This window comes from Streptococcus oralis SK304 (genome assembly GCF_000287715.1).
GTDB classification, from domain to species: domain Bacteria; phylum Bacillota; class Bacilli; order Lactobacillales; family Streptococcaceae; genus Streptococcus; species Streptococcus oralis_Y.
The window spans coordinates 1-25,970 of sequence record NZ_ALJN01000022.1 but is presented as its reverse complement, the minus strand read 5'-3'; the positions used below and the strand labels follow the sequence as shown (position 1 = coordinate 25,970).

The window sequence follows — 25,970 nt, the reverse complement described above, 5'->3', positions numbered from 1 at the left end:
TCATTACTTTTTCTTGTCAAGCAAGTGTAAACCTCATGGCAAGTTGCCATGTCCATTCAAAATTCCCACCATAGAAAAGCTAAAAAGCCTTGTTCAAAAGGAACAAAGGCTTTTTGTGTTCTTAATATTTCCCCAACTCACGAAGACTCGTATGATTTTCCTGAATACGTCGGAACATCTTTTCCATATCCGACTTGGTAAAATGCACCAAAACAGGACGTCCATGAGGACAGTTGTAGGGATTGTCACATTGAGAGAGCTGATAAAGGAGCTGTCTGGCTGAGTGGTCATCGATACGATGGTTGGCCTTGATAGACCGCTTGCAGGACATCATGATAGCCAGCTCTGCTCGGTATTTCTTGATAGAAACTTCCTTGGTCAAGAGGAGCATGTCGCACATCTCATAGATACCAGACTCGATTTCCTCCTCTACCATCCAAATAGGATGTTCACGCAGGATAAATTGATTTTCTCCGTACTCTGCTAGAAAGACGCCCACTTTCTCTAAAAGTGCCATTCTTTCCCTGAGACGAAGCGCATCATCTGCTGGGAATTCAAAGATGTAGGGCACTAGGAGTTGCTGCTGGCTTTGGTCAACATTGCCAATGCTTTCACGGTATTCCTCGTACTTAACTCGTTCCTGAGCCGCGTGCTGGTCTATGATGTAGAGGCCATCTCGCCCTTGGGCAAAGAGATAAGTTCCATGCATTTGTCCGAAAAACTCCAACTCTGGGAAGCTGGATGTTTCTTCTCGCTCTAGCTTGTCATAAGCCTTATCGAGGCTAGCAAGATCTAACTCTGGATGGTCTAGTTGGTCGTAGTTAGCAGGCTTTCTCTCTGCAAAATGGAGTTTTGCTGGCTTGGTCAACTGGTCCAAGGTTTCCTTGGCAAACAGGGTTAGGTCCCTACCTTCCTCAGTTAATTCAACCTGATGATCAGCCACCTCAGCTTGACTAGGTCTTGAGAGTTCTGTTTTTTCATAGTAGAGCGTATTTTCTTTGAGTGGGAGAATGGTCTGCTCCACCTTTTGACGATTACGCACGGTCGACTTGGCAAGATTTTCTAAAGCATCAGGAATCAAGGCTTGTTCCTTGAGACTATTTGAAATAGCTTCTGAAAGCAGCGCCATCAGTTCTCTTTCCTTAGAAATCCGCACTTCTTGTTTGGTTGGATGCACATTGACATCAGCTAGATAGGGGTCAATATGGATGTGAATGACAGCCAGTGGAAAACGCCCTACCATGAGTTTGCTTCCGTAACCGTCAAGAATAGCGCGATTTAGTAGAAAGTTCTTGATATAACGGCCATTGATGAAGAGACTGATATAGTTGCGATTAGCCCGAGTCAACTCAGGCAGAGACACAAAACCTGTAATTTCGAAATCTAAGTCAGAGTTCTCAATTTCAATCATCTTCTTGGCACTCGCCAAACCATAAATCCCTGCGATGGCTTGACGCAGTTGACCAGTCCCTGCTGTCCGCGTCATTTCCTTGCCATCACTGATTAAACTAAAAGAAATCTCAGGATGAGCTAATCCCAGACGGTTGACAATATCAATGATATGAGACAATTCCGCTTGCTGGCTCTTCATATACTTGAGACGGGCAGGTGTATTGAAAAAGAGGTCCTCCACACAAACTTTGGTTCCCACAGGACTAGTCGCTGGGATGACTTCCTCAACTTCACCCCCACGCGCAACGAGCTTGGTCCCATGACTCGCACCATCCACTGCCGTCAACAGAGTCAGCACACTAACAGAAGCGATAGAGGGCAGAGCTTCACCTCGAAAGCCGAGCGTCCGAATTCGAAAGAGGTCTGCTTGATTTTTTATCTTACTGGTCGCATGACGACGCAGGGCCAATTCCACCTCATCGTGGGCAATTCCATGACCATTATCTGTGATTTGGATCTTCTTAAGACCAGCTTCCTCAATCTCAATGATAATCTGACTAGAACCCGCATCAATGGCATTTTCTACCAACTCTTTGACTACACTGGCAGGGCGTTCGATAACCTCGCCTGCCGCGATCTGGTTTGCCAGTACCTCTGGCAATTCAATAATATGAGACATCTTTCAGCCCCTTTCTGTATCTATTTTCCTAGAAATTGATTAGTGCTATTATACCACATTTCAGATAGGACCGAAAAATCAAGCGCCACATAGACTCCAAATCCCTCCACATAGACAAAGTCCCTTGCCATGGGTCGTAAAATAGTGTTTAATAAAGGTGTACAGGAAGTAATCACAATTTTGTATGAAAATGTAAGGAGAGAAATTTATGAAAGTAGAACTACAGATTAGCGAGTTTTACGAGGAGGAAAAACTGATTGTCCAAGCACCTCAAGAAACCAAAAAAGTCCAAAAAGTCATCGAATTTGCTGAAAATCTTGACCAAAAAGAAACGATCAAAGGAAAGATTGATGATCAGGTCTATCTAGTTGAAATTGGCAAGATTCAGCGCTTCTATATCGAGAATCGAAAGGTTCTAGCAGAAACTGCCAGTCAGACCTACAGCGTTGATTTGCGTCTCTATCAAGTTCTTGAAATCCTACCAACAACTTTTATCCAAATTTCCCAATCTGAAATCGTCAATATCGACTCCATCTCTCATCTCAAGCTCACGCCCAACGGTCTGGTTGAAATTTTCTTAAAAAACGAAAGCTTCACCTACTCTTCACGCCGTTACCTAAAAACCATCAAGGAGAAATTAGAACTATGAAAAAACAAATCTTTCACGATGCAGCCGCTGGTGTACTTATCGGCCTCATCCTCTCTATCCTTTTTTCACTCATTTATGCCCCAAATACCTATGCCCCACTGAGTCCCGATTCTCTCATCGGCCAAGCAATGGTTCAACATCAGGTTCACGGTGCTCTGGTCTTGCTCTACTGTATGGTAATCTGGTCAGCTATCGGCGTTCTCTTTAGCTTTGGTAGCCGCTTATTCAGCCGTGACTGGAGTCTGCTCCGTGCCACACTTTCCCATTTCTTCCTCATGCTGGCTGGCTTTGTCCCACTGGCAACTCTGGCTGGTTGGTTCCCCTTCCACTGGATCTTCTATCTCCAGCTCATTCCAGAGTTTGCGATCGTCTACCTCATCATCTGGATTATTCTCTATAAAAGAGAAGCAAAAAAAGTAGACCACATCAATCAACTCTTGGCCCATAAAAAGTAATAGAGAAAAACCCACTCACAAATGCATGAGTGGGCTCTTTTTATAATTTTTGTTTGAGCTCGACTAAGACATTCATAGCCTGCATAGGTGTCATATTGTACACATCCAGTTTAGCTAATTCTGCTAGGATAGGATGTTCTTCAGGCGCATCAAAGAGTGACATCTGCTCTGTGACAGCACTTGTTTGTCTCATGGGAGCAGGACTTTCCGTCCCTTGACTCTCCAGTTGTGTCAAAATCTTATCCGCCCTTGCTAAAAGTTCTGCTGGTAAGCCAGCAATCTTAGCAACATGGATACCGTAGGATTTGTCAGCTGGACCTGGTTCGATCTTATGAAGGAAGGTGACTTGTCCATCCTGTTCTAAGGTTGCCACGTGAACATTGACCAAGTGTTCCAGGCTAGACCCCAGACTGGTCAACTCATGATAGTGAGTCGCAAAGAGGGTTTTGGCTCCGATATGTTCATGAATGTATTCGATGATGGACTGGGCAAGAGCCATCCCGTCATAAGTCGCAGTTCCCCGTCCTAACTCATCAAAGAGAATCAAGGAATCCTTGGTCGCATGCGAAATGGCATTATTGGCCTCCATCATCTCCACCATGAAGGTTGATTGACCTGAAACCAAGTCATCTGCTGCTCCGATACGGGTAAAGATAGCATCGAAGATAGGCAAATGCGCACTTTCTGCCGGCACATACGAGCCTATCTGGGCCATAACCGCTGTTATGGCTAACTGACGCATGTAGGTAGACTTCCCACTCATGTTTGGCCCTGTGATTAGCTGAATACTGGTATCTTCTGCCATCTGAATAGTATTAGGAATGTAGGTCTGAGCTCCCATGACCTTTTCGACGACAGCATGGCGCCCTTTCTGGATATCGATTTGTGAATCGTCTCCAAACTCCGGTCGAATCAAATGCTGGGTTTCAGCCACAACCGCCAGACTTTGCAAGACATCAACCGTCGCAATTCCTTGGGCTAAAGCCTGCAAACGCTGGATGTACTTGCTGACTTCCTCACGGATGCGCATAAAGATTTCATATTCTAGGTTGGCTGACTTTTCACGCGCCTCCAGCATATCCCCCTCGATACGGGCTAATTCTTCGGTACCAAAGCGTTCTGAGTTTTTCAGCGTTGCCTTGCGGAAAAAGTGGGCTGGTACATTTCCCAGTTGCGAATTGGTCACATGGAAATAGTAACCGTCCTTTTTATTGTAGTCGATCTTGAGCGTGCTGATGCCAGAGTTTTCTCTCTCCTTAGCCTCAATCTCAGCAATCCAGCTAGTTCCTTCTCTGAGCACACGACGGTACTTGTCTAAAGTCTCATCAAATCCCGTACGGATAATGCCACCTTCCGTAATCACGTGAGGAGCTTCAGGAGCAATCGCTGCGCTAATCAAGCTCTCCAACTCAGGAATGGCATCCAACTGTGCGATAAGATAGCCCAGAGCAGGCTGCTCCATGCCTTCTAAAATCGCTCGAATCCGTGGCACACTGGATAAGGTGGTCGCCAACTGCAAGAGATCCTTGGGATTGGTCTTGCCAAAAGAAACCCGACTAGCCAAACGTTCGATGTCATAAACACCCTTGAGACTGTCCGTTAAATCACTGCGCTCAAAGAAGTGGTCAAGAAAGACCTGCACCACGTCTTGACGTTGGACGATTCGCTTCTTATCAATCAAAGGACGATGAATCCAAGAACGCAAGAGCCGCATTCCCATAGCTGTTTTAGTTTCATCTAAAAGCCAGAAAAGACTGCCTTGCTTCTTGCCTGAACGGGCATTCTCAACCAAATCCAGACTAGCCTTGGTCGCATAGTCCATCTGTAAGAAATCTTTGATTTCATAACGGATAACTGGTTTGAGGTGGTTCAATTCCCGCATCTGGGTCCGGTGAACATACTGGAGCAGCTTACTAGATGCCGCTTGCTCCACAGCTGCTAATCTTGAATCCAGTAAATGAAGGTCCTCAAAGACTTCCTTCTCATAGGAAAGTACCAGATTCATCTGGCGACTGAGGATTTGTTCTTCTTCCTCAGACAAGTCATAACCCAGCACCACTTCTCGGGCTTTGAGATTGCGAATTTCCCCACAAACCAACGTGAAATCCAATAGCCCCGTCACATAGAAGTCACCCGTCACTAGGTCCATATAAGCCAGGCCAAATTGACTGCCATCACGGTCTATAGCAACCAAGAAATTGTTCTGACTGTCTGGCTTACTGCTATCAACGACCGTTCCAGGTGTGATGACCTGGACCACCTCTCGCTTGACAACACCAACCGCTTGTTTGGGATCTTCCATCTGTTCGGCTATAGCAACTTTATAACCCTGTTCAATCAGAACATCGATATACTGCTGGGCAGAATGATAGGGGACGCCCGCCATGGGTATCGGATTTTCTGCATTTTTATTCCGACTTGTTAAGGAAATTTCCAAAATCTGTGCTGCATTAATTGCATCTTCATAGAACAACTCGTAAAAATCACCCATTCGAAAAAGCAAAAAAGCATCTGGGTATTGTTTCTTAATATCCACATACTGCTGCATGCCGGGTGATAGCTTTTCTGTTGCCATTTTCCGTCTCTCCTTGCTAAAAATAAGTCTTGAGAGCAACTCCCAAGACCTTATTTATCTTTCATCAAATCTAGCAAACGATCTTCCATCAGCTTGGCAACGTGCTGGTCTCGACAAATAACCAATAAGGTATTAGCACCAGCAACCGTTCCTAAAATCCATTCATCCTTGTTTGCATCTACAATGTTTGCTAAGACTGCAGCTTCCCCAAGTTTGGTATGAAGTACCAAGGTGAACTCAGCTCTTGCAACTCCTTCTAAATGATGAGACAAAAACTCAACTAAATCAATCTTATCTGTCTCATTTGCTAGTACATAATACACCATATCATTTTTCTTAACCTTGGTCAAGCCGATTTCACGCAAATCACGCGACAAAGTCGTTTGTGTCACATAAACATTACGAGCTTCTAAACGATCTTGAATCTCTTTTTGTGTCCCAAGTTTTTCTTCGGTGATCATCTTTTTAATCAATTGATGCCGTTCTCTTTTTCTCATATCATCCTCTTAAGTGAATATTTATAACAAATTTTACATTTATTTTATAACTACTATTATAACATTTTCCACCAATAAAAACTAGACAAATACCGTCAATTATAGACAGAAAGACTATTTTCAAAAATTCTTACCTCAAACATTATAGACAGTTTTAATCACTTCCAGCCATTTTTTGGTTACTTTTTGGTTAGTCTTCTAAATCCAATTTATCCAGTTTTTCGGTTATATTTGATTTCATTTTCTCAGTAACATGAGTGTAAACTCCCAAAGTCATTTTCTCGTTCGTATGACCAACTCGCTCCATAATTGCTTTAATCGGAACTTCTAATTCTGCAAGTAAGCTAATATGAGAATGCCTAAAAACATGAGTAGTTAATACAAAATCTTCTTCTTTTTCAATTTTACTTTTTTTAAAACTACTTTTTAAAAAGTTATTAAACCCTGTAATCATAAAAGGAGCTCCATTTTTCGTAAATATGAATCTTCCTTCACTTTCTAAAAGAAGATACTCTTTTAGAATGCTTACTACTCGATTACTAATACCAACAACTCGATAAGAAGCTAAGCTTTTAGGACTATCTAAAAATATCTCAGCCTTACTTCCATTTGTATGCAATGTATGTTTGACTTCTAACGTTTTATTCTCAAAATCAATATCGTCTATAGTCAAAGCCAAGACTTCTCCAAACCGCAAGCCTGTCAAATACATGAATTCAACAATTAAACGCACTCGCTGATTTTTTTCTTCCTTTTCTAAAAAATTCAAATACTGAAACATTTGAACCCTTGTTAGATACTTATTTTGTTTTCTCCTAATCTCTTTTACATTCTTTTTTCTTTTTGGTAAAACAACCTTTTCAACAGGATTCTCCATTATATAACCAATATCTAAACAATACTTAAAAAACAGATTCAATAAAACTTTCTTATTTTTTCTATGAACTGCAGAACATTCCAGCTCCAACAATATATTCTGAACTATATGACTTGTCACATCTACTAATAAGTAATTCTCTAACTTTCTGACTTCACCTATAATAGTATATTTCTGAGACCTAAACGTACTTCTTTTTAATTCTGTTTCACGAATCTTCAAATACTCTTCATAGGCTTGTTTAACTGTAATATCCCTAACTACCTCCTTCTTCTTTTCTATTTTCTCCCTCTTTTTTTCTATTTTCTCACCCAGCAAAATTCTTGCTTGTTTCTGAGCTTGCCTTGTCTTAGAAGTTAAAGTTATAGAAACTTGTTTCCACTTATTCTCTTCTAAATCAAAATATTTTTCATAATATCTATATTTTCCATTCTCCAATTCTCTAAAAAACATTTTATACTCCTTTTAAAAATGAGTATATCTCTAGTCAATAACTATAGTATATCATTTTTTCAAATCAAATATATCTAACTCTCTCTCTATGCAAAAGAAATAGATAAAATCCTCTCACATTAATCAATACTTTTTGTCCTGTCCTAAAAGATATATCTTTAAATTCTTTCGTCTTTTGACTTTCGTCTAATCGTCTTTCAATAGTTTTAATACTAATCGAAGGAAAATAATTTGCTTTTAAATCCTTCTTTGACACACAAATATCAGGATAATTATTATATAATTTTTCCACTTTTTTTCTCCTCGAAAATACAATTCCCGAACAAAATCTTGATACCTGGTTGACTCTTTCGATCTTATATCCGAACTTTAAGCCATATCCTGGTTTCTTTATGTTCACTATTTTTTTATAAAAAAAACAAGCCATTTCTGACTTGTTCTTTAATATGCACTTTTTTGGTATTCATTCCATAATGCCTGAAGTTCATCTGCATTTTCTAAAACATACTGTCTTATTATTTTCATATCCTTTGACTTTAGTTTCCCATCTCGAAGTTCACCATTCAAAAACATTGAACCAACTTCTTCGCCATGAATATAAATATGAATATGAGCCATCTGACCTTTATGGTTATGTTCATTCGGACGAATCTCAATACCATACTTTAAGAAAGAATACTTAGGCATGTAATAACCCCACGTAGTCCTTCCACGTTTCAAGGTAGTTATCACGATTTAACTCAATTTGTTTTTGGGCAAATCGAATATCATAATCTGCCAAGTCAAAATCCTCTAAGACTTCACCAGTACGAATACTAAATGTTCCAATCAATTCTTCATCATCATACATACGCAGAATAGGATTGTTAGGATTTTTAGAAATATCTTCTTTGGTTACTTCTAAATTTGTAACACCAAACTCTTTAATCATGATTCCTTCTCCTTTCACTTTCTTTTATTATATCACTTTTTCTAAAATTGTCACTTACACTAATTATTCAATTCCAACAATTCACTTTCAACACGTTTCAAAACTACTTGTACTTCTTCTGTACCACGATAACCCTCAAGAGAAGCCAACTGACCTTCTATCCTTCCTAAAATACGCAACACCTTGTCTAGTTCATTATTTTGCTTAGGCTTAGATAGTTCTTGATTCTCAAATTTCAATCTCGTAACTTCTTCCGTCAATCTTGAATTTTGTAATACAACTTCTTTCATCAAATCCATTGTTTCCAAGATTTCTTTAGCTTTTGTACTGTTTTTATACAGATTTTTCCTAGCCATTTTCTCATATTTCATTTCATCAGAAATATATCTTGTATCATCTTTAATAGACAGATGATCTTTGTATAAACCATCATGTTCCTTAGACAACCTCTCGTGTTCCATTTCACGTTCTTTTGACAATGCCTTCATTTCAGCTTTAAGACCACTATTATCTCTAGCTAACTTAATAGCAATACCTACCAACGAAGCTACCGTTGTCAAAATTCCACCCAATGTAACCCAATCCATAATTGAATAATCTCCTATCATTTTTTCTCCTTTCTATCTTATCACATTTTCAATTATGTTATAACTGTTCTAACAATTTTTCTATATCAGGAAAATAAGTATAAGCTACTCCTCTAGTGAAATCAAAAGAATAACATTCCTCAACCAATACAGAAACACTAGCATAATTTCTTTTTGGTAATTTTTGGTTGGCGTGACATCCTTCATAAGAATAAATAACCCTGACATTTTTCCCATATTCACTAACCTCAGCCGTCATCGTTTCAATACCATAACCAGTATCACGACTAGCTGTAAATTCCAAACACTTTTGATTATCTCCTAATCTCTGAGCTAATCTTACAGCATACATTTTCAACAATTCTACTTGATCCATTTTCTTCTCCTTAAAACAACAAAAAAAGGCAGGGTTGCCCCTACCTTAATTATCTACTAAACTTACTTTCACACCTTTCACTGTAAAAGCCTTTCTTCGACTTAAATCTAATCGAATCAATTTGAAATAAAGATCTAATTCTTTTCCAAAAGGATATACTCTAAACACTAAATGAGACACTTCATCTACATCTGAAAATTTCTTTTTCAAGGGAGCTTCAAAACCACTCAACGATTCTCTAAAATAAGCAACACCAGTAAATCTTTCAAAATTCAAAAAACTTAATTCTACGATTTCTTGATAAGCCTCTTTTACTGCACGTTGATTAATCATAATCATTCGCTTCTCAACATCGCTTTCATCAGCATCTACATAGAAATTGATTTCAGGAGGAAAAGGATCAGTCGCCTTCTTAATACCAAGATATTCCTTATTTAAGACATTTTTAAATAAATATCGTTGAAATAGTTTTGTTTGAAACCACTTCATAAACTGACAAATACCAATGCCAAAAAGAGCCATTAAAATCCATAATGAAGATTCATTCTCTTGAAATGGAAAATCCACTGCGATTGAAAAAATCAAAGCCAACACAATACTTTCAAAAAATAAATAAATGAATCTCTCAAAACCAAAACGCAATTTTGAAAAAGGAACAGATAAGATAAAAATAACCATTAAAAATCCTAAATAATTTGAACCAATATCAAGTATTGCTGAAATTTCTTTAATCAGAACAGCACACGCTATCATTTCAAAAACTAAAGATTGCCATTTAAACAACTGACCAACCAGCCAATTTACTCCACAAATTGCAGATAATTTATATCCCAACTTATCTGATTCTTTCAAAATTCTAAAAAACTCTTTCATACTATCTCCTTTAATTCAATTTAACTCGACCCCAGACTGTCGCAACTAGTCCAAGCAATCCCCAAATTGTCGCAAAGATTGTACTTGCTGTTCCAGTATTCGGAAGAACTTTTAGCTGTCCTTCTTTATCTTTCAAAGCGATTGTTCCATCTTGCTGTTTCACAGCGCCAATTTCATAAGGTTCTTTTTCTTGATAATCGCCTTCTTCTGTTTCTACTACTACTTTCCCTTGATTCGTAGATACAACTGTATGACCTGTATTGGTTTCAATCGGAGTTTCCTTAATTTCTTCTTTGGTCACATTCAATGACTGCGGAGTATCTTGTTCTTTTACTCCAACATTTTCTTCTGCCTTTTGTTTCTGTTCCTTGATTTCAGGAGTATCTTCCTTTTCAGGCTCAGTCTTTGACTGCTCCTCTTTTTGCTTTTCTTCCTTCGGCTGTTCTGATGGAGTAGGTGAATCAACCACAATGCCTTTATTGTCCTTCTCCTGCTGTTTCTCAGAATCACCACCCAAATTCAAATTATCATTCACTTTAGGCGCTGGTTGTTCTGTAGGCGCTTCTACTGACTTTTCTTTTTCCGTAGGTGTTACAACAATACCACCTGTTTTATCATCAATAGGCTTCTCGCTTTCACCACCAATCACAACCGTTGAAGACTTGTCTTCCTTTGGTTTCTCCTCCGTCGGTTTTGTTTCTGTAGGCGGAGTCGCTACAATACTTGTCGTATCATTTGCGACCTTACTATCACCACCAAGTGAAAGTGTATCTGCAAAAGTCGTCGTTGCAGAACTCAAAATAACTACTGAAAACAATGTTACTAATTTCTTATTCATATTTCTTCCTCTTTTTCTATTTTCCAATTACATAATAAAAATTTCTTGCTTCTTCAGCACTAAATACACGATAATCTGTGATTCCAGTACCTTGCCCACTTTGAACAAAATTACATTCTGAAATCAGAATAGATCCATCATCTTTGACATCTTCAACAAAGGCAACGTGACCATACGTTTCATGACCACCTGCCTGCCTTCCTTGAAAACTTACTGCTGAGTGCTTTGTCGGAGTATTCGTGACTTCATATCCTGACTTATGCGCCCAATCTTGACCATTTCCCATGTATGGATCAAACTGTATTCCAAATTCTTTCGCACGATTGAAAACATACCAAGTACATTCTCCATAAGGATAGGATTGAGTGATATAACCTTCCTTGGTAATTTCCTTGTCAATGGAGTAGCCGTTCGGTATCTCCATCGCAACAGCTCCAGGAGCAATATCTAAGCTACCAGCTATTGCATTCCCACTTGACGAGCCATCCGATTCGATCGTACCCTTAAAGACTTCATACCACTTCTTGCTATCCTTCTCCAGTTTTTCTAGCTTAGTCTGACCATCTGAAAGCAATACACCCTCATAATGTTCTGACCAATACTTAGCACTTTCAAAAGGATCAGTCGCCTTCTGCATATAGTCCTTGACTTTTTTATAGCCATGATTCAACTCATAGGACATCAATTCCAGTTGAACTGTACTATCTAACGTTCGAGAACTTGCATTTCTCCAGCGATCACCATTGATAGTATTATCCCAGCCTGACCATTGAAAATAACCAGCTACACCTCCTGACGGATTCGTTAGTTTTGGATCAAAGTCACTTTCTCTTTCTGCATTGGCAAGAGAACCACTAGAACCCTCTAAAGTGAATTTCTCTTTAGAGAGTTGCCAGTTTAGAATCTTAATGACATCTTCTGCCCTTTCAACAGAAATATTAGCTTTTTGAGCCACTTCTTGCGCTGTTAGACGTGTTCTCTTTCCAGTCGTACTTCCTGACGAACCACCAGCAGAACTCGTAATCAGTCCACCAAGAAGAAGCATCAAAAACAGAAAAGAAAGCAAAGGTAGAAAGAAGCCAAGCAGGGCAAAGGTTCGTCTAGTCTTTTTCATCTACGTAGCTAACCTTTCTTGTAAACCAAGTCTACCTTTTTTCCTTTGTAGTTTGCGGATTCTTTCTTTGCGTTCCAAGCGTTTCAAGGATGGCAAATCAGCCGTTTCTTTCCATACACCATTTTCAAATTTTCTTGCATTTGGTGTATAGCCTTTAATTTCCTGCTTTCTATACATGCTTTCACGGACTCTATTTTGTAAAGTCTCGTAATTTTCTTTATTTACACTTCGCTTATTTTTATCCTTTTCTCCATAGTTTTTGAAATACTCAACCTTCATCTTAGCTCGGTCAAGCATTTCTCGTCTATGTGCCTTTCTCCATTCAACTTTTTTAGCACGTTTTATCTTACGAGCCATATAGTCATCGTTTTGTGGAATTTCCATTTTGGCTAGATTGCTTCTTTTTTCCAAGCGATTTTCATTCCAGTTTTTCAAGGGTTTTGCCTTGTCACCGACCCATCTTTGAGCATTATTTTTAGTGATTCTTGCCAAGGATTTTACTCGGTTAGGAACTCTATCTCCAACCTTCGTCGCAAATGTTTTTGCCCTTTGCAAGTTCATTCCATTTCCTAGACGACCTAATCGACCTCTTGTCAAACTAGAAAGAGGATTCCCCTTTCCATTCATAAAGGATAGCAGGTTGTGTCTATTCTTAAATAGCCACCAAATCACAATACATTTCAAAAACGTTGCTACAAGACCAGGTCCTCCGCCAAAATCTTCTATGAAACTTGACATATTTCCATAAATAATCGGAACAATAACGCTTGCCAGACTAATAGCAGACGAAATCAACAAGAAGGAGATTCCTTTTTTAGAAATGCCACCAAAATAATGACTAAATTGTGGAAACAGGCTCAAAATTAAAGCAAATGGTAAAATCAATAACAATACTGCATAGGAAAGCAAAATCACTACTCGACCTAGACCCATTGAAAGATACACAACACCGACCACAACGACATCAAAAATCGAGGTAAAAGCATAAGTGAACTTATCAGACCATTCATCAACCAAATTTTGACCTTTGACATCTTCTGTTTCGTTTTTGTCATTCTTTTTGGTCAGGGCTTTAATTTCTTTATCCGATAACTTGAAATTTCCTTTCCCTTCCTGATAATTGGTCAAATCTTGGAAGTCTTCCTCCGAAAGATAATAATTTCCCTCACTATCTTTTTTTGAGTTCATGTTTTTATAAGCAGGGATAATCGTTGAGTTAAAATAGCTTTCAGCCATTGACGTATCTACAGTCCCCACCTTTTTCACAATCTCCGTCTGAAATTCTTTTGTAATCTCATCCGTGACATTATATAGATGAATAGGAAGATAACGCTCAGGACTGCCATTGATTGAAATTTTGGTGAAAAAACCACCAACAACCGCAAAGACCAAGCCAAGTTTCAAAGCCGTTTTGAAAACTTGTCCGCCTTTAACCCAAACAGATAGAATATAGACAGCCATAAAGACACCTGCGATATATTTTGTCGTTGTTCCAAACAAAACAGAGAAAACAGCACTTGCCATTTCTACAACCTTGTTCAAGAAAGGCGATACATCCGTCATTTTTTCAACTGCAGATACTAGACTTACGATGATTCCAAACAAGAATTTAGAGAACCAGAAAATAGCTTGAACGACTTTGTTTATCCAGTAATTTCCGACCTCGCCAAGACCAAACAGACCTTTGTCAAAATAGGCATAGCTGGTCAAGCGTTTCATTTTTGTCTTAAAATTGGCATAACTTAATTTTGTATTGGCTTTTTCTTCCTCTTCCTCCTTTTTCTTTTCTTCTTCTTGCTTCCTTTGAGTTTCCTTAACACTATCAGCAACACCTTGATTGGCATTTGCACCGACAACATCCGAACTTCTTTTCAATGTATCATCAGCAATTTTTTCCAAAGGATCTTTATTTTCAGATGAACTAGGCTTAACAATACTAGAACTTGCACCTGTATTACCGCTATTGGGAAGCGTTAAGCCATCACTAGAACTAGATGAGCTTGTCGAAGAAGATTTATCCTTTACAAATGCTGGAGTTTCAGATAATGTACCATTCGGAAGCGAAACTGTTCCTATATCTGCGAAAGCCAACAAAGGAAAGAGAATAGAGAGTAAAAAAACAAACAGAGCTAGTTTCTTCTTCATCTTTTCTCCTTTACTAACCTGTAGACTTCAGATTCGTTGTAACCGTCGCATACAATGGAGTTATCGAATCATATATCGTACCATCCACTGTAATTCTTTCTCTTCGACCAAAAACGTCCGAGAAGATACATTGACCCATTGTCTGATTTTCAACCCATGCCTTAGACAAGTCATCTTCTTTGATTTTAAGATGTTCCAAAATCGAAGACGTCTCACTATCTTCTGAGAAAGCAAAGACTGTACCAAAGCCTGTACCATCATCTTCAGTTGAAACATCTTTTACAGACTGAGTTACCAAAACCAAGAAATTATTAAACGAACGACCTGTACGCTTGATTCTCGCTAACAATTGACGACCCACAGGTGTCAACAAAATTTGCCAAGCCTCGTCCACATACAACAAGGTTTCTTGTGTTCTATCTCTTTCTCCAAAATCAGCACAGAAAAACGTTAAACCGTACATAACCGCAAGACTCCGTAATTGAGTATCTGTCATATCCTCATACTTAGAAGTCTTAGGCATATCCAAGCCAGCGATTTCAAAAATCGTAATCTTATTGTCCAACTGCAAAGACTTATTAGAGCCATCAGAGAAGCACAGTTTCAACAAGGTGTTTTCGCCCATTTTTGACAAATAACGACCAATTCGTACTACATCTTCGTCTTTTTCTTCTTCAAAAGTCTTAAACAGATGTAACATTCCAACCGTTTCTCCATTTTGTTTCCTATCCCAAACCTTGTCAATATTTTCCAACAAGTAAGATTTCAATTTCTTAGAATCCTCTTTGTCTAACACGGTTGAGATCAAAACTGAAGCAATTTCTGTCAACGTTGTCTTTTCGTCAATATAAGCAAATGGATCTAGCACTCCAATATTTCTATCTTCCTTCATATCCAAGGTTACAAAGTGAATTGATTTGATATACTCCTGAACTTCTTCATAAATATTCTGTTCCTCATACTCCTTCAAAATCTTCATATACTGACTTCGCATTTCCGCTTTAGGGTCAATATAAACAGACTTGATTTTCAAGAAACTATTCAAGGTAAACAACAATTTTGTTAGATACGATTTTCCATTTCCAGTCGCTCCAGTAATAGCAACATGAGGATTATTGGTAATCTTATCCTTAATCCCCATTTTATTCGCCTGAAGCAAGTTTGAAAAGACTAGACGATTACTTGCTTGTAAAGCTGCCTCAAAGTCACCTCCCCAGCTCGCAATCTCATTATCTATTCGACCAATGGGGAAGCCAACCTTGTTTCCTACTTCTTTTGTGACAAAAAACATATTCTGACAGAAACCTTCCAAAGAAGTATATTGCACATAACTTTCACGCTTTTTATCCAACAATTCTGTGAAGCGACCTTTATAGAAAAGATACAACCTATCGGCATAACCTCTTGCAAGAGAACCTTCCAAGTCAGCTATAAGCTTACTTAAAATATCATATCTTTCCTCAATCTCATCTTCATCATCACCAGTCACAACCAAGAAATGGAGAAATTCAACCATTTTTTCTTTACTTTCAACCTTTTCTTGATAGTCAACTAACATTTGATGAGCTTCCAACACTTCCAAACGTTGAATATCACCATCTTCCTCAATTTCAGCAACCACATTCCCCAAATTTTTACGTTTGTTTCTTGCTTTCTTTTTAGAAGAAGAAACACCCTTATCTGCCGAGAACGCAACTTTATAGATACTTTCTACAGGAAAATCTAGCAACTGCAATTCTTCTTGTAGATGAATAGAAGATACATTTTGAGGATAGTCCACAATTGGAAAACAAGCGACCAAATTATCATCATCTTTATTCTCCAATCGCAACACTTTGTGATCTTCAAAATAAATATTTGTATCATCGATATTATCGATACAATTCTTAATTGCATCTACTTCTGTTTCCTTGTCATAAAATTGACCTCGTAAGAATTGTAAACGAGCTAAAAACTCCAACTCCGTTTTTTCAACTTCACGAACTCTCAATTGATGCAAGGCACTTTTTAAAGCATTCTTTTTTAATTGCCAATCCTCATACCAATTTAAAGGAGGTAATTCACCCAGCCCCAACAACTTCAACGTTTCTTTTTTGTAGAAAGACATGCTGTCTTTTAAAGTCGAAACTAAGTCTGGACTGATATTGTTTGATTTCAATGGAATAGAAATATAATGCTTGTACTCAAACAAAAACTCAATCTCATCTTCAATCTTTTCTTGCAGACTATCCATCATCAAATTTGCTAAAGGCGCTGTACCGCTATCTTGGTCAATATCTTGGCGCAAGAGTTCAAATCGCTCATACAAATCTATTGGAATAGGAATCGTATGCAATTCAAAATCACCATAAACCGATAGTTTACTAAAAGCTGAAAAAGCGGTTTGTTTAAACCGCTCACGTCCCCTCTTGTCTATCGTAACTAAAACCTCACTAGGAACTTCAAAAACTGCAAAAACACCACCATTTTTACGTAATATCAAACTATCCGCAAAGTCCCAGTAATTACTCGTAATTTCCACGATAAATCCTTTCTATTTTTACGTATCGTTTACCTTTATTTATATAATACTTTTTACCGTATCTTCCATGATGCCAAAAATAAAAAATGTAATCACGAAGATAAATCACTACCGTTTTACCATCGATTTTATTATTAGTCAGAATTTTCCCCAATTGCCAGCCTAAAGCAGAACCAATAACTAAGCACCAACCCCACTCAAGAAAACCTACTGACATCAAAATAAAAAAGAAAATCGGAGTAAAAAAGACAAAATACAATAAAGTCGACATCTCAACCGCAAAAGGTAAACTAAAATTATCCGATAATTCTTTTACGAATATAGGCTGGTCAAAACCACGCTTATACGAAAATAATTGTTTCTCTTCTTTTTCCATAGGCTTACTTGAAAACTTCTAACAATTTATTAAATAAAGTCGCAGGGGCTTTCAATACAGTTTCTGGACTTAACAAGAACCATAAAATTAGGGCACCCGTCAAAATAGCTACCAAAATTCCCCAAGTCTTTCCTTCCCTCCAAGCTCGAATCGCTTTACTAAATACAAACAATCCAATCAAAGGAACACCCAACTTATCAACTAAATACTGAAAAAAACTCATTTATCTCATTCTCCTTAATTTTCTTTTTTATCCTTCTTCGCATAATCAAATGGAATCTGATGCTCCATTTTATCTACAAAATAACTATCTTTATCTTTCCTCAACTCGAAAGAAAAATTCTCACTATGACTTGTACCCAAAATATCAAAGGTAACTTGTACATAAGCTAGTGTCTTATCACCACCTTTTACAAAATAGGTATAATCAATGCTTTTAACAGTTGCTCCACCAATTGTTTTGATATTTTTTGAGATCAAGTCAAGATTCGATTGACTGCTTGTATAATTCTTGAAAAACAATTCAATAAAAGCAACCAAATCTTTTCTATCATTTTCACTCAGACCATCATTTGCCGTCAAAATCAGTTGTTTTTCTTTGTCAATCTCCTGACTCTTAAAATCCGTAACAGGAGCAAACCAAGGCAAACCATCAACATAATAGCGACCGTCTTTTTCAACGTATGGAATTGAAAACTCGATTGATACACGTTGAACCTTGTTATCAACCTTTGTATCATAAGTCACTGCATAAACTGCAACTCCATCTTTCGCCATCAGCAAACGACCACTTACAATAGTCATATCTTGTTTTGATTGCCCTTGATTTTTAACACTAGGCGGTGTTCCATAGAATTCATTCAAACGCTTTGCGTTTTCTTCACTATCCTTCTCACCTGCCTTATAAGTAAAATAATAGCTTACATAACTATCCAAAAATTGCTCCAACCGTCTATCAATTTCACTATTATCTACTTTAGCAATCTGATTCTTTTCAAATTCCTTCACTTTAGATATATTCTTAATTGATAAAACTCCAGTAGCACCCACAAAAACTACAAAACCAATCAATAAAGAGCCAAAAACTAAATTCGCACCCTTTTGATTGATTTTCTTAGGAGTGTATACTTTCTTATCAGAAAGTTTCTTTAACCTTTCTTGATTTTTTTCTCTTTTTTTAAATCCTCTTATCATTTCAAATAGATTACCTCAATTTTCTTCCTTCCTTTTTTTAAAATTAAAGAACAATTTTTCTATAAAATCCTTGGGGAGTATTTAAAATTTCTCCTTGATCCACAAATCCCTGAAATGCTACTATCCAACTTCCAGTCTCACAGATATAATTTACAACAGATTGATAATCTAACTCTTTTGTTACTTCAAAGAAAGTTTGCGCTTCATCTTTAGAACAAAATCTATAATATGTAGTCACAATTTTAGTTACAGGCACATAACGCTGTAATTGAAATTTCACAATGTATTCATCACCATCATACAATTCCAATACTGCTTTCTTCAGCAAGTAAACTTCGTCCAGCGACATGATTTTATCAACTTCCCAATCCGTAATTCCACAAATGAAAAAGCTATCTCTATCAATTCCTCTTTCATTCATTCTTTCAAGAACTTGATCTTGACTGTATTTCATAATATCCAGTTCACAGAGAAATTCAAAATTTCCTTCTCTTAAAACTCTTATATTTGCTATCATCTTGAAACAAAGTAACCTTTATCTACAAAGCTACCACCTTCTCCCAAACGAACATCTCGACCATACTTTTCATAGTCTAAATATTTCAATATCAATCCTAAATCAAAGCCATTATTCGCTACCATATATGCCCCCAACTCATGATCCGTAGTAATATCAGAATATAAACTACAATCATGAAAGTTAAATTTTAACAAATCTGATACGTTGGAACTTTGTGATTCAATATAGGATAGAACCAAATCTTTGTCTACATCTTTCAAATTTTCAGCAAGTTCATTAAACACAAATAAAGGACTTCTTTCAACTTCTAAATCAGGCAATTCTTCAATAGATTGAATCGTTGTAGAAACATCTTCTACATCATATCCAAATTCAGAAGCTACATATTCAAGTTCAACAGGCAAAGAAAATTGTTTTACTTTCTTTGTCCGATTATCCATAATCAAAGCTGTTAATTCCATTTTTCTCCTTCCTTAATCAACCTTCCACCTGTCTATTTAACTGTTCCAAATCAGCAACACTAAATAGACCATAACCAATAAATGCTGAACCCTCATAATCAACAATTTCAATCTGTTCATCATAAGAGCCAGTCAAACCAATATGAGATAATCTTCCAAAATATAAAGGCAAGCTAAACCAAGCCTGCCTTACATTCTTTGGATTCTTAATCAATACCTTTGAAGCCATTCAGTACCAACCAATCTTTATTGCAGGAAATACCAACTATCGCCCTCATGACCGAGAAAAACATAGGAATCTCCTAAACGACTAGCAATTTCTTCTTCGTGTTCTTCTACATAAGCAGACAAACGATCTTCATTGACTAACTGCTCATATTCTCCATGATTCAAAATACCTGCAAAATCAATCAATGCTTCCTGCGTATCAACTTCTGTAAACGAATTGACATACACATTGTCAGGATTGCACTTATCAAATTGTCCAAACTCCAAACCGTCAAAATATTCATCTAAACGTTCAATAATTTTCTGAGGTTCATCAAGCAACTTTTTCCCATAAGCATAATCTTTACAAACATCAGAATAGCTATCATAAATAACTTTAATACTCATTATTTCTCCTTCCAAACAAAAAAGGAAGTCATTTTTGACTTCCTTCACCATTTTAATTAAATTGAAGCTGAACGCTCAAAACTAGAACCAATCGCAAAGGCACGAGTTGTTACCTTGTTAAGTTGCTTGTTCATATCATAGTAACTATTCAAATCACGTTTGATACACTCAATAACTTGATACGGTAGTTGTAATTCTTCATCATTTTTAAGAAGCGAACTCAATTCACCAGCATGCTTCCACGCTAAATCAAATTCTTTTGACTTCAATTTTTTTGCAAGTTCGTTCGACAATTCAATAACTTGTTTATCTTTTCCTTGTAATGCCATTTTTTTATACCTCATTTTTCTTTATATTTTTTCATTATCCAGCAACTAAGCTGGTGAACGTTTTTTAACTTTCATTCAAAAACTAACCCTCCTATAAAAAACACCATAAATATCATAATAGAAAAATTCACACTCCCTAGCAGTACATAAAAAAGAACAGATACAACCAATCCTAAAATAGAGTTTAAAATCAGATATTTTATGATTTTAAAAATCATCTTAACAATTTTACCCATTTTCAAACCCATCTTTCTAAATGATATTTCTTAACCAGCAACAAATACACACTTTGTCTTTCTTTCTGATCACGTTTCATCAACCCAAAAAGCAGCAACTTTCTCTTAATATCTACTTCGTTTGCTAGAAAATCCTCATACTCTTTAGTAAGTCTTTTTACCTCTTGCCAATCTTTACGACTTTTAGTTTTTCTATAAGTTTGACATTGAAAGTCTATATAATCTTGATAATTTCTAGCTTTATCACTTGTCACAACTCCTTCATAGAAATAACGAGCAGGAATTAAAAAAACTAACTTTCTCAATTTTTCATCAGTGATTTTTTTCTTACTCATAACTAAACCTCTACTTTAAAACATCACTTCTTAATACCTAATTTTTAATAACACCCACAAACCAGTAACAATGCTATGAATAATATAAAATATAATTCCTGCAATAATTAAATCAATAATGAAATCTATCTTTTTAGCTTTTACATCTTCCATTATTTTTTTAGTTAATAAACTAGGAATAAACTTTTTCTTTTTATTTCTCATATAACGACCTCTCAATCTGCCTTTTTCTTAATATCAAGAATCGCATTCACTTCATCAGGCATTCTTAGCCAATCAATCACGTAGTCTTTAAAGTAAGGCAAAAACATTCGCTCAGATTCTATAGGTATAACTGTTAAATTTTCATTTCCTTCAAAAGAAGGTAAATAGTGACTAATTGATTTTAACCCACGATCAGTTGAACATACCAAGTTACTGTTATTTACTACTACAGAATCAGTACCTACTTTCTTGTATACTTTTCTCATAAGCTACCCTCGCTTGCTCCAATTTTTTCCAATTTTTATCACTTATTTCTCCATCAAAGAGAATTTTCTTTAGCTTATTATCACCAGTGATATTCTCCCACTTTTTTATCAAAGCAGTCACACCTGAAACATTTTCATTCAGCCATCTATACTGTTTGTCAAAGAATCCAGTTTCTACAGGTGAGGTTGAAAAACCAATTCTATCAACTTCACCTAGAAGTGAATACCACTCACGATTCAGAACCTTATCTCCATTCAATCTTTCAAATACTTTTATCTTACTGTTAATCACCCAAACAGCAAGTCTAGCCATATCAATTTTTTCATTCAAGGATTTTCTAACAAAGTCCAAAGCGACATCATCACACATTCTTACTTCATAACGATTTTTGAATTTCAATGACGAATGTATCAAATCTATATCAAGTCCCAGCTTCTTTGCCTGCTCAATATCTTTTTGATAAAAACAGAAATGATAAGCAGACTGACGAGAGCCAAAGTAAATCGTTTTTGCTTTTCCATATTGACCATTATCTTCAATCTGCTTCATTGTCAATCGACTTTCAACCAAACCACTATCCCAAAGGTCAACCAGCTTACCAAGTTCAAAATTTCCATTTTCGTTATACTTTTCATCTAGCGCAATATCAAGCCGAGGAATATTCATGAATTTCCCTTCACCTTGTGAAATGGCACGTTCATACTCGAAACAACGAATAAAGAAATCTCTCCAGCTTGACTTCTGCTCATTCTCAAAATACCACTCATACTGTCTGCATGCTTGACCTTTTAACTCAATCATACAGCCCATATCTTCCCTTTTCTTTGAAATGAAAAGATTGATATTTTGAAAAGTATATTTTGTATCATATCCTGAACCACCCTTTTCTTCTTCAAGAAATGGCTTATTTTGAAGGCACAATACTTTAGCTATCACCTCTATATAATCTTGTGTTTTAAACGTAACCTTCACATAGTCAACTTTTCCTTCCAAGGAAAATCCACTATCTCGCACACCTTCCTTAAAAGCTATCAACGCATTCACTTTAGAGTCATAAGACTCAGGAATCTCACCAGCTTCTTTCCATCTATACAATGTTGCTCTATCTATTTCTAAATAATTAGACATTTCCTGATCTGAAAAAGCGTACATCTTTTGTACCTTGTTTAGATTCTCAAATTCCATATTTCTCCTTACTTTTCAATAGTGTTGCATTTTTTAAGCCCAAAAATTCAGTATTATCAAGGCTTTATGCTTCTACGCACATCTTCTACCCCCCTATTAGTCATAGGGGGTTAATTCGCACAATCCAGCCTGCTAGTGACCGCTAGTGACCGCAGTCGCTCGTCGCACTCGCTTCCTCGCTCCTGCTACTAGCTACTAGCAAGCTGGATTGTACCAACTAGCACATAAAAAAGGAAAAAGAGAGCATAAACCCTCTTTCCATCACTCATATTCCTCAAAAGGGAAATCATCTATAATTTCATTCCAGTTTTGACTAGAAATTTCTTTTAATTCAAACAAATCTTTGACCAAAGACATCTGTTTTTTATCCAAGTACAAAATACCATCTTCTCTCAGAACAACCAATTTTTCCTTTTCTTCTAACTTCTTCAAAAGATTTTGAACAGAAGCAAAGCTAACATTGATTGACCTAGAAAAATCACTTGCCTTTTTTAGATCACCAAGATTTCCTTCTTCTTTTTGTCGCCTGCTAGATATTAAATCTTGAACAAGTTCAGGACTTGCCTTCTTAACTTCTCCTTTTTCCAATTCCTCTTGTACTTCCATCTCAGCTTGAAGATTTTCTTTTTCTTCTTCTGACAATTCAGCTTTCGGATTTTCCAAAGGATTGAAAGGATTTCCTCGTCGCTCAATCATCTCATATTCATCAGTAAAGGAGAATCCCTTTTCTAACAAAGGAGAATAAAATTCTCTTGCAACTTCTCCATATACACTAGCATACCCACGACCATAAACTCGTTTACCAGCTAGATATTTCACATACTTAAATTCCTTATTTCTATTGACTTCTCCAAAGGCTAAGTCATATCCAACCTCATCCAATCGACCAACAGAAATTCGGAAATTGATATTCGCTTGTAATTTTGAGCCTAAATCTTCTCTTGAAGGCTTCTGCATAGCTATAACCGCAAAGCAACCAGCTTGCCTTCCAAGTAATAAGAATTGACCCATCGCATTATCCAAACGCTGTCTAGTTTGAAAATCAAGCATAGCACACAAAGCATTGTATTCATCACAGACCAAAAAATAAGGTTCAAGACCATACTCATAGAACTTCTTCAAATCCTTGTCGCCATTTTCTTCACGTTTTTCTCGCATATAAGCATAGCGAGCAAACATAATTTGAACAGCCCTTTCAATCATTGAAACAATATCTTCAACCTGATATGAAATACGACCTTCAAAGGCTTTCTGCTCCGACATAGTAACAAAGTCAGCTTGTTTTGGATCGCAAATATCCACCACTCCAACCTTAGCCATAGCACGAATCAATGTTCTTAGTAATACCGTCTTACCACCACCAGTACCACCACAAACAAGTAAATGAGGATCGTCAATAGGATTCCAATATAGATTTTTCATAAGTTGAATACCCTTATCTGAATACTCCACATCAGTTACCTTGATTCGATTCAAGAAAGCAGAATAAGCCATCTTATAGGTCTTAAACTTAATATCGTCCTGAACTTCCATAAAGTCCATAAAGAAAGTAGTTTCTAAATCACTACCAATCTTCTTGAACTTATCCTGAAACTTATTTCCAGCCATTTTAAAGGCAACTTCCAAATCATACCGATTCTGTTTCAAATAAACCACTGGAAACGTAACCTTATCAACTGTTCCTGATTCGGTTTTAACCTTTTTGGTATAGGTATATCCATTCTCTTTTAGAAAAAAGGCTAGTTTAGCAAGTCTTTCTATCTTTTGAAAGAGGAATACTCTTTCTTGTGATAACCAAGTCAAATAGACACTCACACCAACTATCAAAATCAGCATAACTACTGAAACAACAATCGAGAAAATATCTACAGCCCTTATTTTCTCAAAGTGAGAATAAATAAATAAAGCTAGTATAGGACTAAACAACAAAAAGAAAAAAGAAAAGATATAGTATCTTAGATTCACCATATAAGGTTTAATCTTAATTCCACGATAAGCAGGAAATAAGCTCATATCTCTTCTCCTTTAAAAATTATCCTTTATGCTCTTGTTTTTGCTCAGGTTTTTGTTCCTGCTTCTGTTCTTGTTTTGGTTGACCAAAACCTACACGCTTAACACTTTCAGCACGCAATGAGAAAGCAAGCGCCTTGATTTCAGATACATTGTTATTCCCACGGTAAACCGTATCTTCATAGTCATAAATCCAAATTGTAGCATCACCAACAATTTCAACTTCAGACATGAAAGGAATTTCTTCAATAACAATCCCTTCTTCCAATTTGACAGCAATCGTTTCCTGCATTTTATCAGAAAAAACCTCTGCATGCGTAGGATAATCAACTTGATTACCTTCTACCATTTTCCAGTTTTCATCAAAACCAAGAAAAGTAAGCGTACCGAATTTTTCCTTCACATTCACAGGAATTTTTACATTGTTAAACTTACGAATATTAAAAGCCATTACTTTTTTCTCCTATCTTCTAATTATTTTTCAAATCGCAATTCACTTGCTTCAAATTGAACTTCTTCTTTACGACCAACCAATCGAGTTACAAAGTTAAGTCCACTAGCAGACTTGACCATTGTCAAACCTTTTGTTTTTGGAGTATCTGAATTTCCAAGTCCATAGACACGAATAGTAACACTGTTCTGCTGATCACCTGAAACTTCAAATTCACGAAACGGAACAAAGTTTTCACCATTTCCACTTACAACTTCACGATACTTCGGATTCACTACTACTTTTGTACCAATCGCTTCCAACCCAACAGGGATTTTTTTAATTTTTGCCATTTTTTCAATTTCCTTTTCTATTTACATTTTTTTCAAAAATAAAAAGGTGGTAGTTCCTGTTACTCTACCACCTTTTACAACACATTAAACTATTTTATTCTACTTCTTTCTTACGCTTCAAGCCAAATAAAGCAAGCATTGACAAGATACCAATACCAACAGATCCAAACACACTAGAAGCCTCTCCTGTATTTGGAAGCGATGGTTGCGGTTGCGGTTGTGGTTTACGTGGTTCTTCTGGAGCTGGTTGCTGAGGCGTATGAGTCACTACCTTAGCTTCCATTCCCTGACTATTGACAACATTTACAAATGTGTTCTCAACTTCTCCACTAAAGATTCGCTGAACTTCAACAAAGAAATCGGCGTCAAACGTACCTTTAACACCTAGAGAGTTCAAGAACTCTTTGTCAATAGTGTAAGCCCACTTACCGTCTTTTTCGTTCCATGTTACTTTAACAATCTTCTTGATAAAGTCAGAGTTTGTACTTTGGTC

The 25,970-nt window shown here is 36.8% G+C and carries 32 protein-coding genes; 2 read left to right on the top strand and 30 right to left on the bottom strand.

Annotated features, from left to right (window positions below):
• Window positions 1–121: 121 nt before the first annotated feature.
• Window positions 122–2,071, bottom strand: a complete 1,950-nt coding sequence (gene mutL / locus HMPREF1125_RS11465) for a DNA mismatch repair endonuclease MutL (protein WP_000018199.1) — start codon at window positions 2,069–2,071, stop codon at window positions 122–124.
• Between the two features lie 208 nt (window positions 2,072–2,279).
• Between mutL and HMPREF1125_RS11460 the strand changes: the two genes are divergently transcribed.
• A complete protein-coding gene (locus HMPREF1125_RS11460; protein WP_000861953.1) occupies window positions 2,280–2,720 on the top strand; it encodes a LytTR family DNA-binding domain-containing protein in 441 nt (146 codons plus the stop codon).
• Entirely contained in the window at window positions 2,717–3,175 is a 459-nt protein-coding gene (locus HMPREF1125_RS11455) for a DUF3021 domain-containing protein (protein WP_000743966.1), read from the top strand. Before HMPREF1125_RS11460 ends, HMPREF1125_RS11455 begins: the two co-directional genes overlap by 4 nt.
• Before the next feature lie 40 nt (window positions 3,176–3,215).
• Here HMPREF1125_RS11455 and mutS read toward each other — a convergent pair whose 3' ends face one another.
• The 29 genes from mutS to HMPREF1125_RS11320 form a co-directional block, all read right to left on the bottom strand.
• Complete coding sequence (gene mutS / locus HMPREF1125_RS11450) at window positions 3,216–5,750, bottom strand: DNA mismatch repair protein MutS (protein WP_000179919.1); 2,535 nt, start codon at window positions 5,748–5,750, stop codon at window positions 3,216–3,218.
• A 50-nt stretch (window positions 5,751–5,800) separates the two neighbouring features.
• Entirely contained in the window at window positions 5,801–6,247 is a 447-nt protein-coding gene (gene argR, locus HMPREF1125_RS11445; protein WP_001231483.1) for an arginine repressor, read from the bottom strand.
• A 190-nt stretch (window positions 6,248–6,437) separates the two neighbouring features.
• Complete coding sequence (locus HMPREF1125_RS11440) at window positions 6,438–7,577, bottom strand: tyrosine-type recombinase/integrase (protein WP_000466067.1); 1,140 nt, start codon at window positions 7,575–7,577, stop codon at window positions 6,438–6,440.
• A gap of 64 nt (window positions 7,578–7,641) precedes the next feature.
• Entirely contained in the window at window positions 7,642–7,869 is a 228-nt protein-coding gene (locus tag HMPREF1125_RS0102540; protein WP_000413840.1) for a hypothetical protein, read from the bottom strand.
• 149 nt (window positions 7,870–8,018) lie between these two features.
• Entirely contained in the window at window positions 8,019–8,264 is a 246-nt protein-coding gene (locus HMPREF1125_RS11435; RefSeq protein WP_001127470.1) for a DUF4160 domain-containing protein, read from the bottom strand.
• Window positions 8,257–8,508 (bottom strand): hypothetical protein, encoded by a 252-nt coding sequence (locus tag HMPREF1125_RS11430; protein ID WP_000588740.1) that lies wholly within the window; start codon window positions 8,506–8,508, stop codon window positions 8,257–8,259. The genes HMPREF1125_RS11435 and HMPREF1125_RS11430 overlap by 8 nt, the downstream gene beginning before the upstream one ends.
• Before the next feature lie 59 nt (window positions 8,509–8,567).
• Complete coding sequence (locus HMPREF1125_RS11425) at window positions 8,568–9,095, bottom strand: hypothetical protein (RefSeq protein ID WP_002883387.1); 528 nt, start codon at window positions 9,093–9,095, stop codon at window positions 8,568–8,570.
• 58 nt (window positions 9,096–9,153) lie between these two features.
• Window positions 9,154–9,471 (bottom strand): hypothetical protein, encoded by a 318-nt coding sequence (locus HMPREF1125_RS11420; protein WP_000373069.1) that lies wholly within the window; start codon window positions 9,469–9,471, stop codon window positions 9,154–9,156.
• Between the two features lie 45 nt (window positions 9,472–9,516).
• A complete protein-coding gene (locus tag HMPREF1125_RS11415) occupies window positions 9,517–10,344 on the bottom strand; it encodes a hypothetical protein (protein WP_000657487.1) in 828 nt (275 codons plus the stop codon).
• A 10-nt stretch (window positions 10,345–10,354) separates the two neighbouring features.
• Entirely contained in the window at window positions 10,355–11,182 is an 828-nt protein-coding gene (locus HMPREF1125_RS11410; RefSeq protein WP_001035741.1) for an LPXTG cell wall anchor domain-containing protein, read from the bottom strand.
• 16 nt (window positions 11,183–11,198) lie between these two features.
• Window positions 11,199–12,296, bottom strand: a complete 1,098-nt coding sequence (locus HMPREF1125_RS11405; protein WP_000753655.1) for a phage tail tip lysozyme — start codon at window positions 12,294–12,296, stop codon at window positions 11,199–11,201.
• Window positions 12,297–14,441 carry a hypothetical protein gene (locus HMPREF1125_RS11400; protein ID WP_000727608.1) on the bottom strand — a complete coding sequence of 715 codons (2,145 nt, stop codon included), beginning with the start codon at window positions 14,439–14,441 and terminating at the stop codon, window positions 12,297–12,299.
• Between the two features lie 13 nt (window positions 14,442–14,454).
• Window positions 14,455–16,962 carry an ATP-binding protein gene (locus tag HMPREF1125_RS11395; protein WP_000406899.1) on the bottom strand — a complete coding sequence of 836 codons (2,508 nt, stop codon included), beginning with the start codon at window positions 16,960–16,962 and terminating at the stop codon, window positions 14,455–14,457.
• Window positions 16,946–17,338 carry a TcpE family conjugal transfer membrane protein gene (locus HMPREF1125_RS11390; protein WP_000409921.1) on the bottom strand — a complete coding sequence of 131 codons (393 nt, stop codon included), beginning with the start codon at window positions 17,336–17,338 and terminating at the stop codon, window positions 16,946–16,948. The genes HMPREF1125_RS11395 and HMPREF1125_RS11390 overlap by 17 nt, the downstream gene beginning before the upstream one ends.
• A 4-nt stretch (window positions 17,339–17,342) precedes the next feature.
• Window positions 17,343–17,561, bottom strand: a complete 219-nt coding sequence (locus tag HMPREF1125_RS11385; protein ID WP_000007733.1) for a TcpD family membrane protein — start codon at window positions 17,559–17,561, stop codon at window positions 17,343–17,345.
• Between the two features lie 14 nt (window positions 17,562–17,575).
• Window positions 17,576–18,532 (bottom strand): conjugal transfer protein, encoded by a 957-nt coding sequence (locus tag HMPREF1125_RS11380; protein ID WP_000617915.1) that lies wholly within the window; start codon window positions 18,530–18,532, stop codon window positions 17,576–17,578.
• A 43-nt stretch (window positions 18,533–18,575) separates the two neighbouring features.
• Complete coding sequence (locus HMPREF1125_RS11375) at window positions 18,576–19,049, bottom strand: hypothetical protein (protein ID WP_000561369.1); 474 nt, start codon at window positions 19,047–19,049, stop codon at window positions 18,576–18,578.
• On the bottom strand, window positions 19,046–19,513 hold the full coding sequence (locus tag HMPREF1125_RS11370) for an antirestriction protein ArdA (protein WP_000423967.1): 468 nt from the start codon (window positions 19,511–19,513) through the stop codon (window positions 19,046–19,048). The genes HMPREF1125_RS11375 and HMPREF1125_RS11370 overlap by 4 nt, the downstream gene beginning before the upstream one ends.
• A 16-nt stretch (window positions 19,514–19,529) precedes the next feature.
• Window positions 19,530–19,742, bottom strand: coding sequence for a hypothetical protein (locus HMPREF1125_RS11365; RefSeq protein ID WP_000157343.1), 213 nt, complete (start codon window positions 19,740–19,742; stop codon window positions 19,530–19,532).
• 17 nt (window positions 19,743–19,759) lie between these two features.
• The gene (locus HMPREF1125_RS11360) at window positions 19,760–20,128 is read right to left on the bottom strand and encodes a hypothetical protein (protein WP_000025029.1); all 369 of its coding nucleotides are present in this window, start codon (window positions 20,126–20,128) and stop codon (window positions 19,760–19,762) included.
• Window positions 20,129–20,184: 56 nt separating this feature from the next.
• Window positions 20,185–20,457 (bottom strand): hypothetical protein, encoded by a 273-nt coding sequence (locus HMPREF1125_RS11355; protein ID WP_001207844.1) that lies wholly within the window; start codon window positions 20,455–20,457, stop codon window positions 20,185–20,187.
• 238 nt (window positions 20,458–20,695) lie between these two features.
• Complete coding sequence (locus HMPREF1125_RS11350; protein ID WP_000038252.1) at window positions 20,696–21,028, bottom strand: hypothetical protein; 333 nt, start codon at window positions 21,026–21,028, stop codon at window positions 20,696–20,698.
• Between the two features lie 30 nt (window positions 21,029–21,058).
• Window positions 21,059–21,232: a hypothetical protein gene (locus HMPREF1125_RS12840; protein ID WP_002883399.1), complete on the bottom strand. Its 174-nt coding sequence runs from the start codon at window positions 21,230–21,232 to the stop codon at window positions 21,059–21,061.
• An 11-nt stretch (window positions 21,233–21,243) separates the two neighbouring features.
• Entirely contained in the window at window positions 21,244–21,498 is a 255-nt protein-coding gene (locus HMPREF1125_RS11345; RefSeq protein ID WP_001233548.1) for a hypothetical protein, read from the bottom strand.
• Window positions 21,467–22,684 (bottom strand): replication initiation factor domain-containing protein, encoded by a 1,218-nt coding sequence (locus HMPREF1125_RS11340; RefSeq protein WP_000393995.1) that lies wholly within the window; start codon window positions 22,682–22,684, stop codon window positions 21,467–21,469. Before HMPREF1125_RS11340 ends, HMPREF1125_RS11345 begins: the two co-directional genes overlap by 32 nt.
• A gap of 261 nt (window positions 22,685–22,945) precedes the next feature.
• On the bottom strand, window positions 22,946–24,697 hold the full coding sequence (locus tag HMPREF1125_RS11335; RefSeq protein WP_000051837.1) for an FtsK/SpoIIIE domain-containing protein: 1,752 nt from the start codon (window positions 24,695–24,697) through the stop codon (window positions 22,946–22,948).
• A gap of 19 nt (window positions 24,698–24,716) precedes the next feature.
• Complete coding sequence (locus HMPREF1125_RS11330) at window positions 24,717–25,145, bottom strand: hypothetical protein (protein WP_000885239.1); 429 nt, start codon at window positions 25,143–25,145, stop codon at window positions 24,717–24,719.
• Window positions 25,146–25,168: 23 nt separating this feature from the next.
• On the bottom strand, window positions 25,169–25,477 hold the full coding sequence (locus HMPREF1125_RS11325) for a hypothetical protein (RefSeq protein WP_001062686.1): 309 nt from the start codon (window positions 25,475–25,477) through the stop codon (window positions 25,169–25,171).
• Between the two features lie 94 nt (window positions 25,478–25,571).
• Window positions 25,572–25,970, bottom strand: a 399-nt coding sequence (locus tag HMPREF1125_RS11320) for an LPXTG cell wall anchor domain-containing protein (RefSeq protein WP_000112760.1), incomplete at its 5' end; no start/stop codon positions are given.

Coding starts and splice junctions, on each gene's coding strand:
- mutL (WP_000018199.1), bottom strand. CDS start 2,071: ATGTCTCATATTATTGAATTGCCAGAGGTACTGGCAAACCAGATCGCG.
- HMPREF1125_RS11460 (WP_000861953.1), top strand. CDS start 2,280: ATGAAAGTAGAACTACAGATTAGCGAGTTTTACGAGGAGGAAAAACTG.
- HMPREF1125_RS11455 (WP_000743966.1), top strand. CDS start 2,717: ATGAAAAAACAAATCTTTCACGATGCAGCCGCTGGTGTACTTATCGGC.
- mutS (WP_000179919.1), bottom strand. CDS start 5,750: ATGGCAACAGAAAAGCTATCACCCGGCATGCAGCAGTATGTGGATATT.
- argR (WP_001231483.1), bottom strand. CDS start 6,247: ATGAGAAAAAGAGAACGGCATCAATTGATTAAAAAGATGATCACCGAA.
- HMPREF1125_RS11440 (WP_000466067.1), bottom strand. CDS start 7,577: ATGTTTTTTAGAGAATTGGAGAATGGAAAATATAGATATTATGAAAAA.
- HMPREF1125_RS11435 (WP_001127470.1), bottom strand. CDS start 8,264: ATGCCTAAGTATTCTTTCTTAAAGTATGGTATTGAGATTCGTCCGAAT.
- HMPREF1125_RS11430 (WP_000588740.1), bottom strand. CDS start 8,508: ATGATTAAAGAGTTTGGTGTTACAAATTTAGAAGTAACCAAAGAAGAT.
- HMPREF1125_RS11425 (WP_002883387.1), bottom strand. CDS start 9,095: ATGGATTGGGTTACATTGGGTGGAATTTTGACAACGGTAGCTTCGTTG.
- HMPREF1125_RS11420 (WP_000373069.1), bottom strand. CDS start 9,471: ATGGATCAAGTAGAATTGTTGAAAATGTATGCTGTAAGATTAGCTCAG.
- HMPREF1125_RS11415 (WP_000657487.1), bottom strand. CDS start 10,344: ATGAAAGAGTTTTTTAGAATTTTGAAAGAATCAGATAAGTTGGGATAT.
- HMPREF1125_RS11410 (WP_001035741.1), bottom strand. CDS start 11,182: ATGAATAAGAAATTAGTAACATTGTTTTCAGTAGTTATTTTGAGTTCT.
- HMPREF1125_RS11405 (WP_000753655.1), bottom strand. CDS start 12,296: ATGAAAAAGACTAGACGAACCTTTGCCCTGCTTGGCTTCTTTCTACCT.
- HMPREF1125_RS11400 (WP_000727608.1), bottom strand. CDS start 14,441: ATGAAGAAGAAACTAGCTCTGTTTGTTTTTTTACTCTCTATTCTCTTT.
- HMPREF1125_RS11390 (WP_000409921.1), bottom strand. CDS start 17,338: ATGGAAAAAGAAGAGAAACAATTATTTTCGTATAAGCGTGGTTTTGAC.
- HMPREF1125_RS11385 (WP_000007733.1), bottom strand. CDS start 17,561: ATGAGTTTTTTTCAGTATTTAGTTGATAAGTTGGGTGTTCCTTTGATT.
- HMPREF1125_RS11380 (WP_000617915.1), bottom strand. CDS start 18,532: ATGATAAGAGGATTTAAAAAAAGAGAAAAAAATCAAGAAAGGTTAAAG.
- HMPREF1125_RS11375 (WP_000561369.1), bottom strand. CDS start 19,049: ATGATAGCAAATATAAGAGTTTTAAGAGAAGGAAATTTTGAATTTCTC.
- HMPREF1125_RS11370 (WP_000423967.1), bottom strand. CDS start 19,513: ATGGAATTAACAGCTTTGATTATGGATAATCGGACAAAGAAAGTAAAA.
- HMPREF1125_RS11365 (WP_000157343.1), bottom strand. CDS start 19,742: ATGGCTTCAAAGGTATTGATTAAGAATCCAAAGAATGTAAGGCAGGCT.
- HMPREF1125_RS11360 (WP_000025029.1), bottom strand. CDS start 20,128: ATGAGTATTAAAGTTATTTATGATAGCTATTCTGATGTTTGTAAAGAT.
- HMPREF1125_RS11355 (WP_001207844.1), bottom strand. CDS start 20,457: ATGGCATTACAAGGAAAAGATAAACAAGTTATTGAATTGTCGAACGAA.
- HMPREF1125_RS11350 (WP_000038252.1), bottom strand. CDS start 21,028: ATGAGTAAGAAAAAAATCACTGATGAAAAATTGAGAAAGTTAGTTTTT.
- HMPREF1125_RS12840 (WP_002883399.1), bottom strand. CDS start 21,232: ATGAGAAATAAAAAGAAAAAGTTTATTCCTAGTTTATTAACTAAAAAA.
- HMPREF1125_RS11345 (WP_001233548.1), bottom strand. CDS start 21,498: ATGAGAAAAGTATACAAGAAAGTAGGTACTGATTCTGTAGTAGTAAAT.
- HMPREF1125_RS11340 (WP_000393995.1), bottom strand. CDS start 22,684: ATGGAATTTGAGAATCTAAACAAGGTACAAAAGATGTACGCTTTTTCA.
- HMPREF1125_RS11335 (WP_000051837.1), bottom strand. CDS start 24,697: ATGAGCTTATTTCCTGCTTATCGTGGAATTAAGATTAAACCTTATATG.
- HMPREF1125_RS11330 (WP_000885239.1), bottom strand. CDS start 25,145: ATGGCTTTTAATATTCGTAAGTTTAACAATGTAAAAATTCCTGTGAAT.
- HMPREF1125_RS11325 (WP_001062686.1), bottom strand. CDS start 25,477: ATGGCAAAAATTAAAAAAATCCCTGTTGGGTTGGAAGCGATTGGTACA.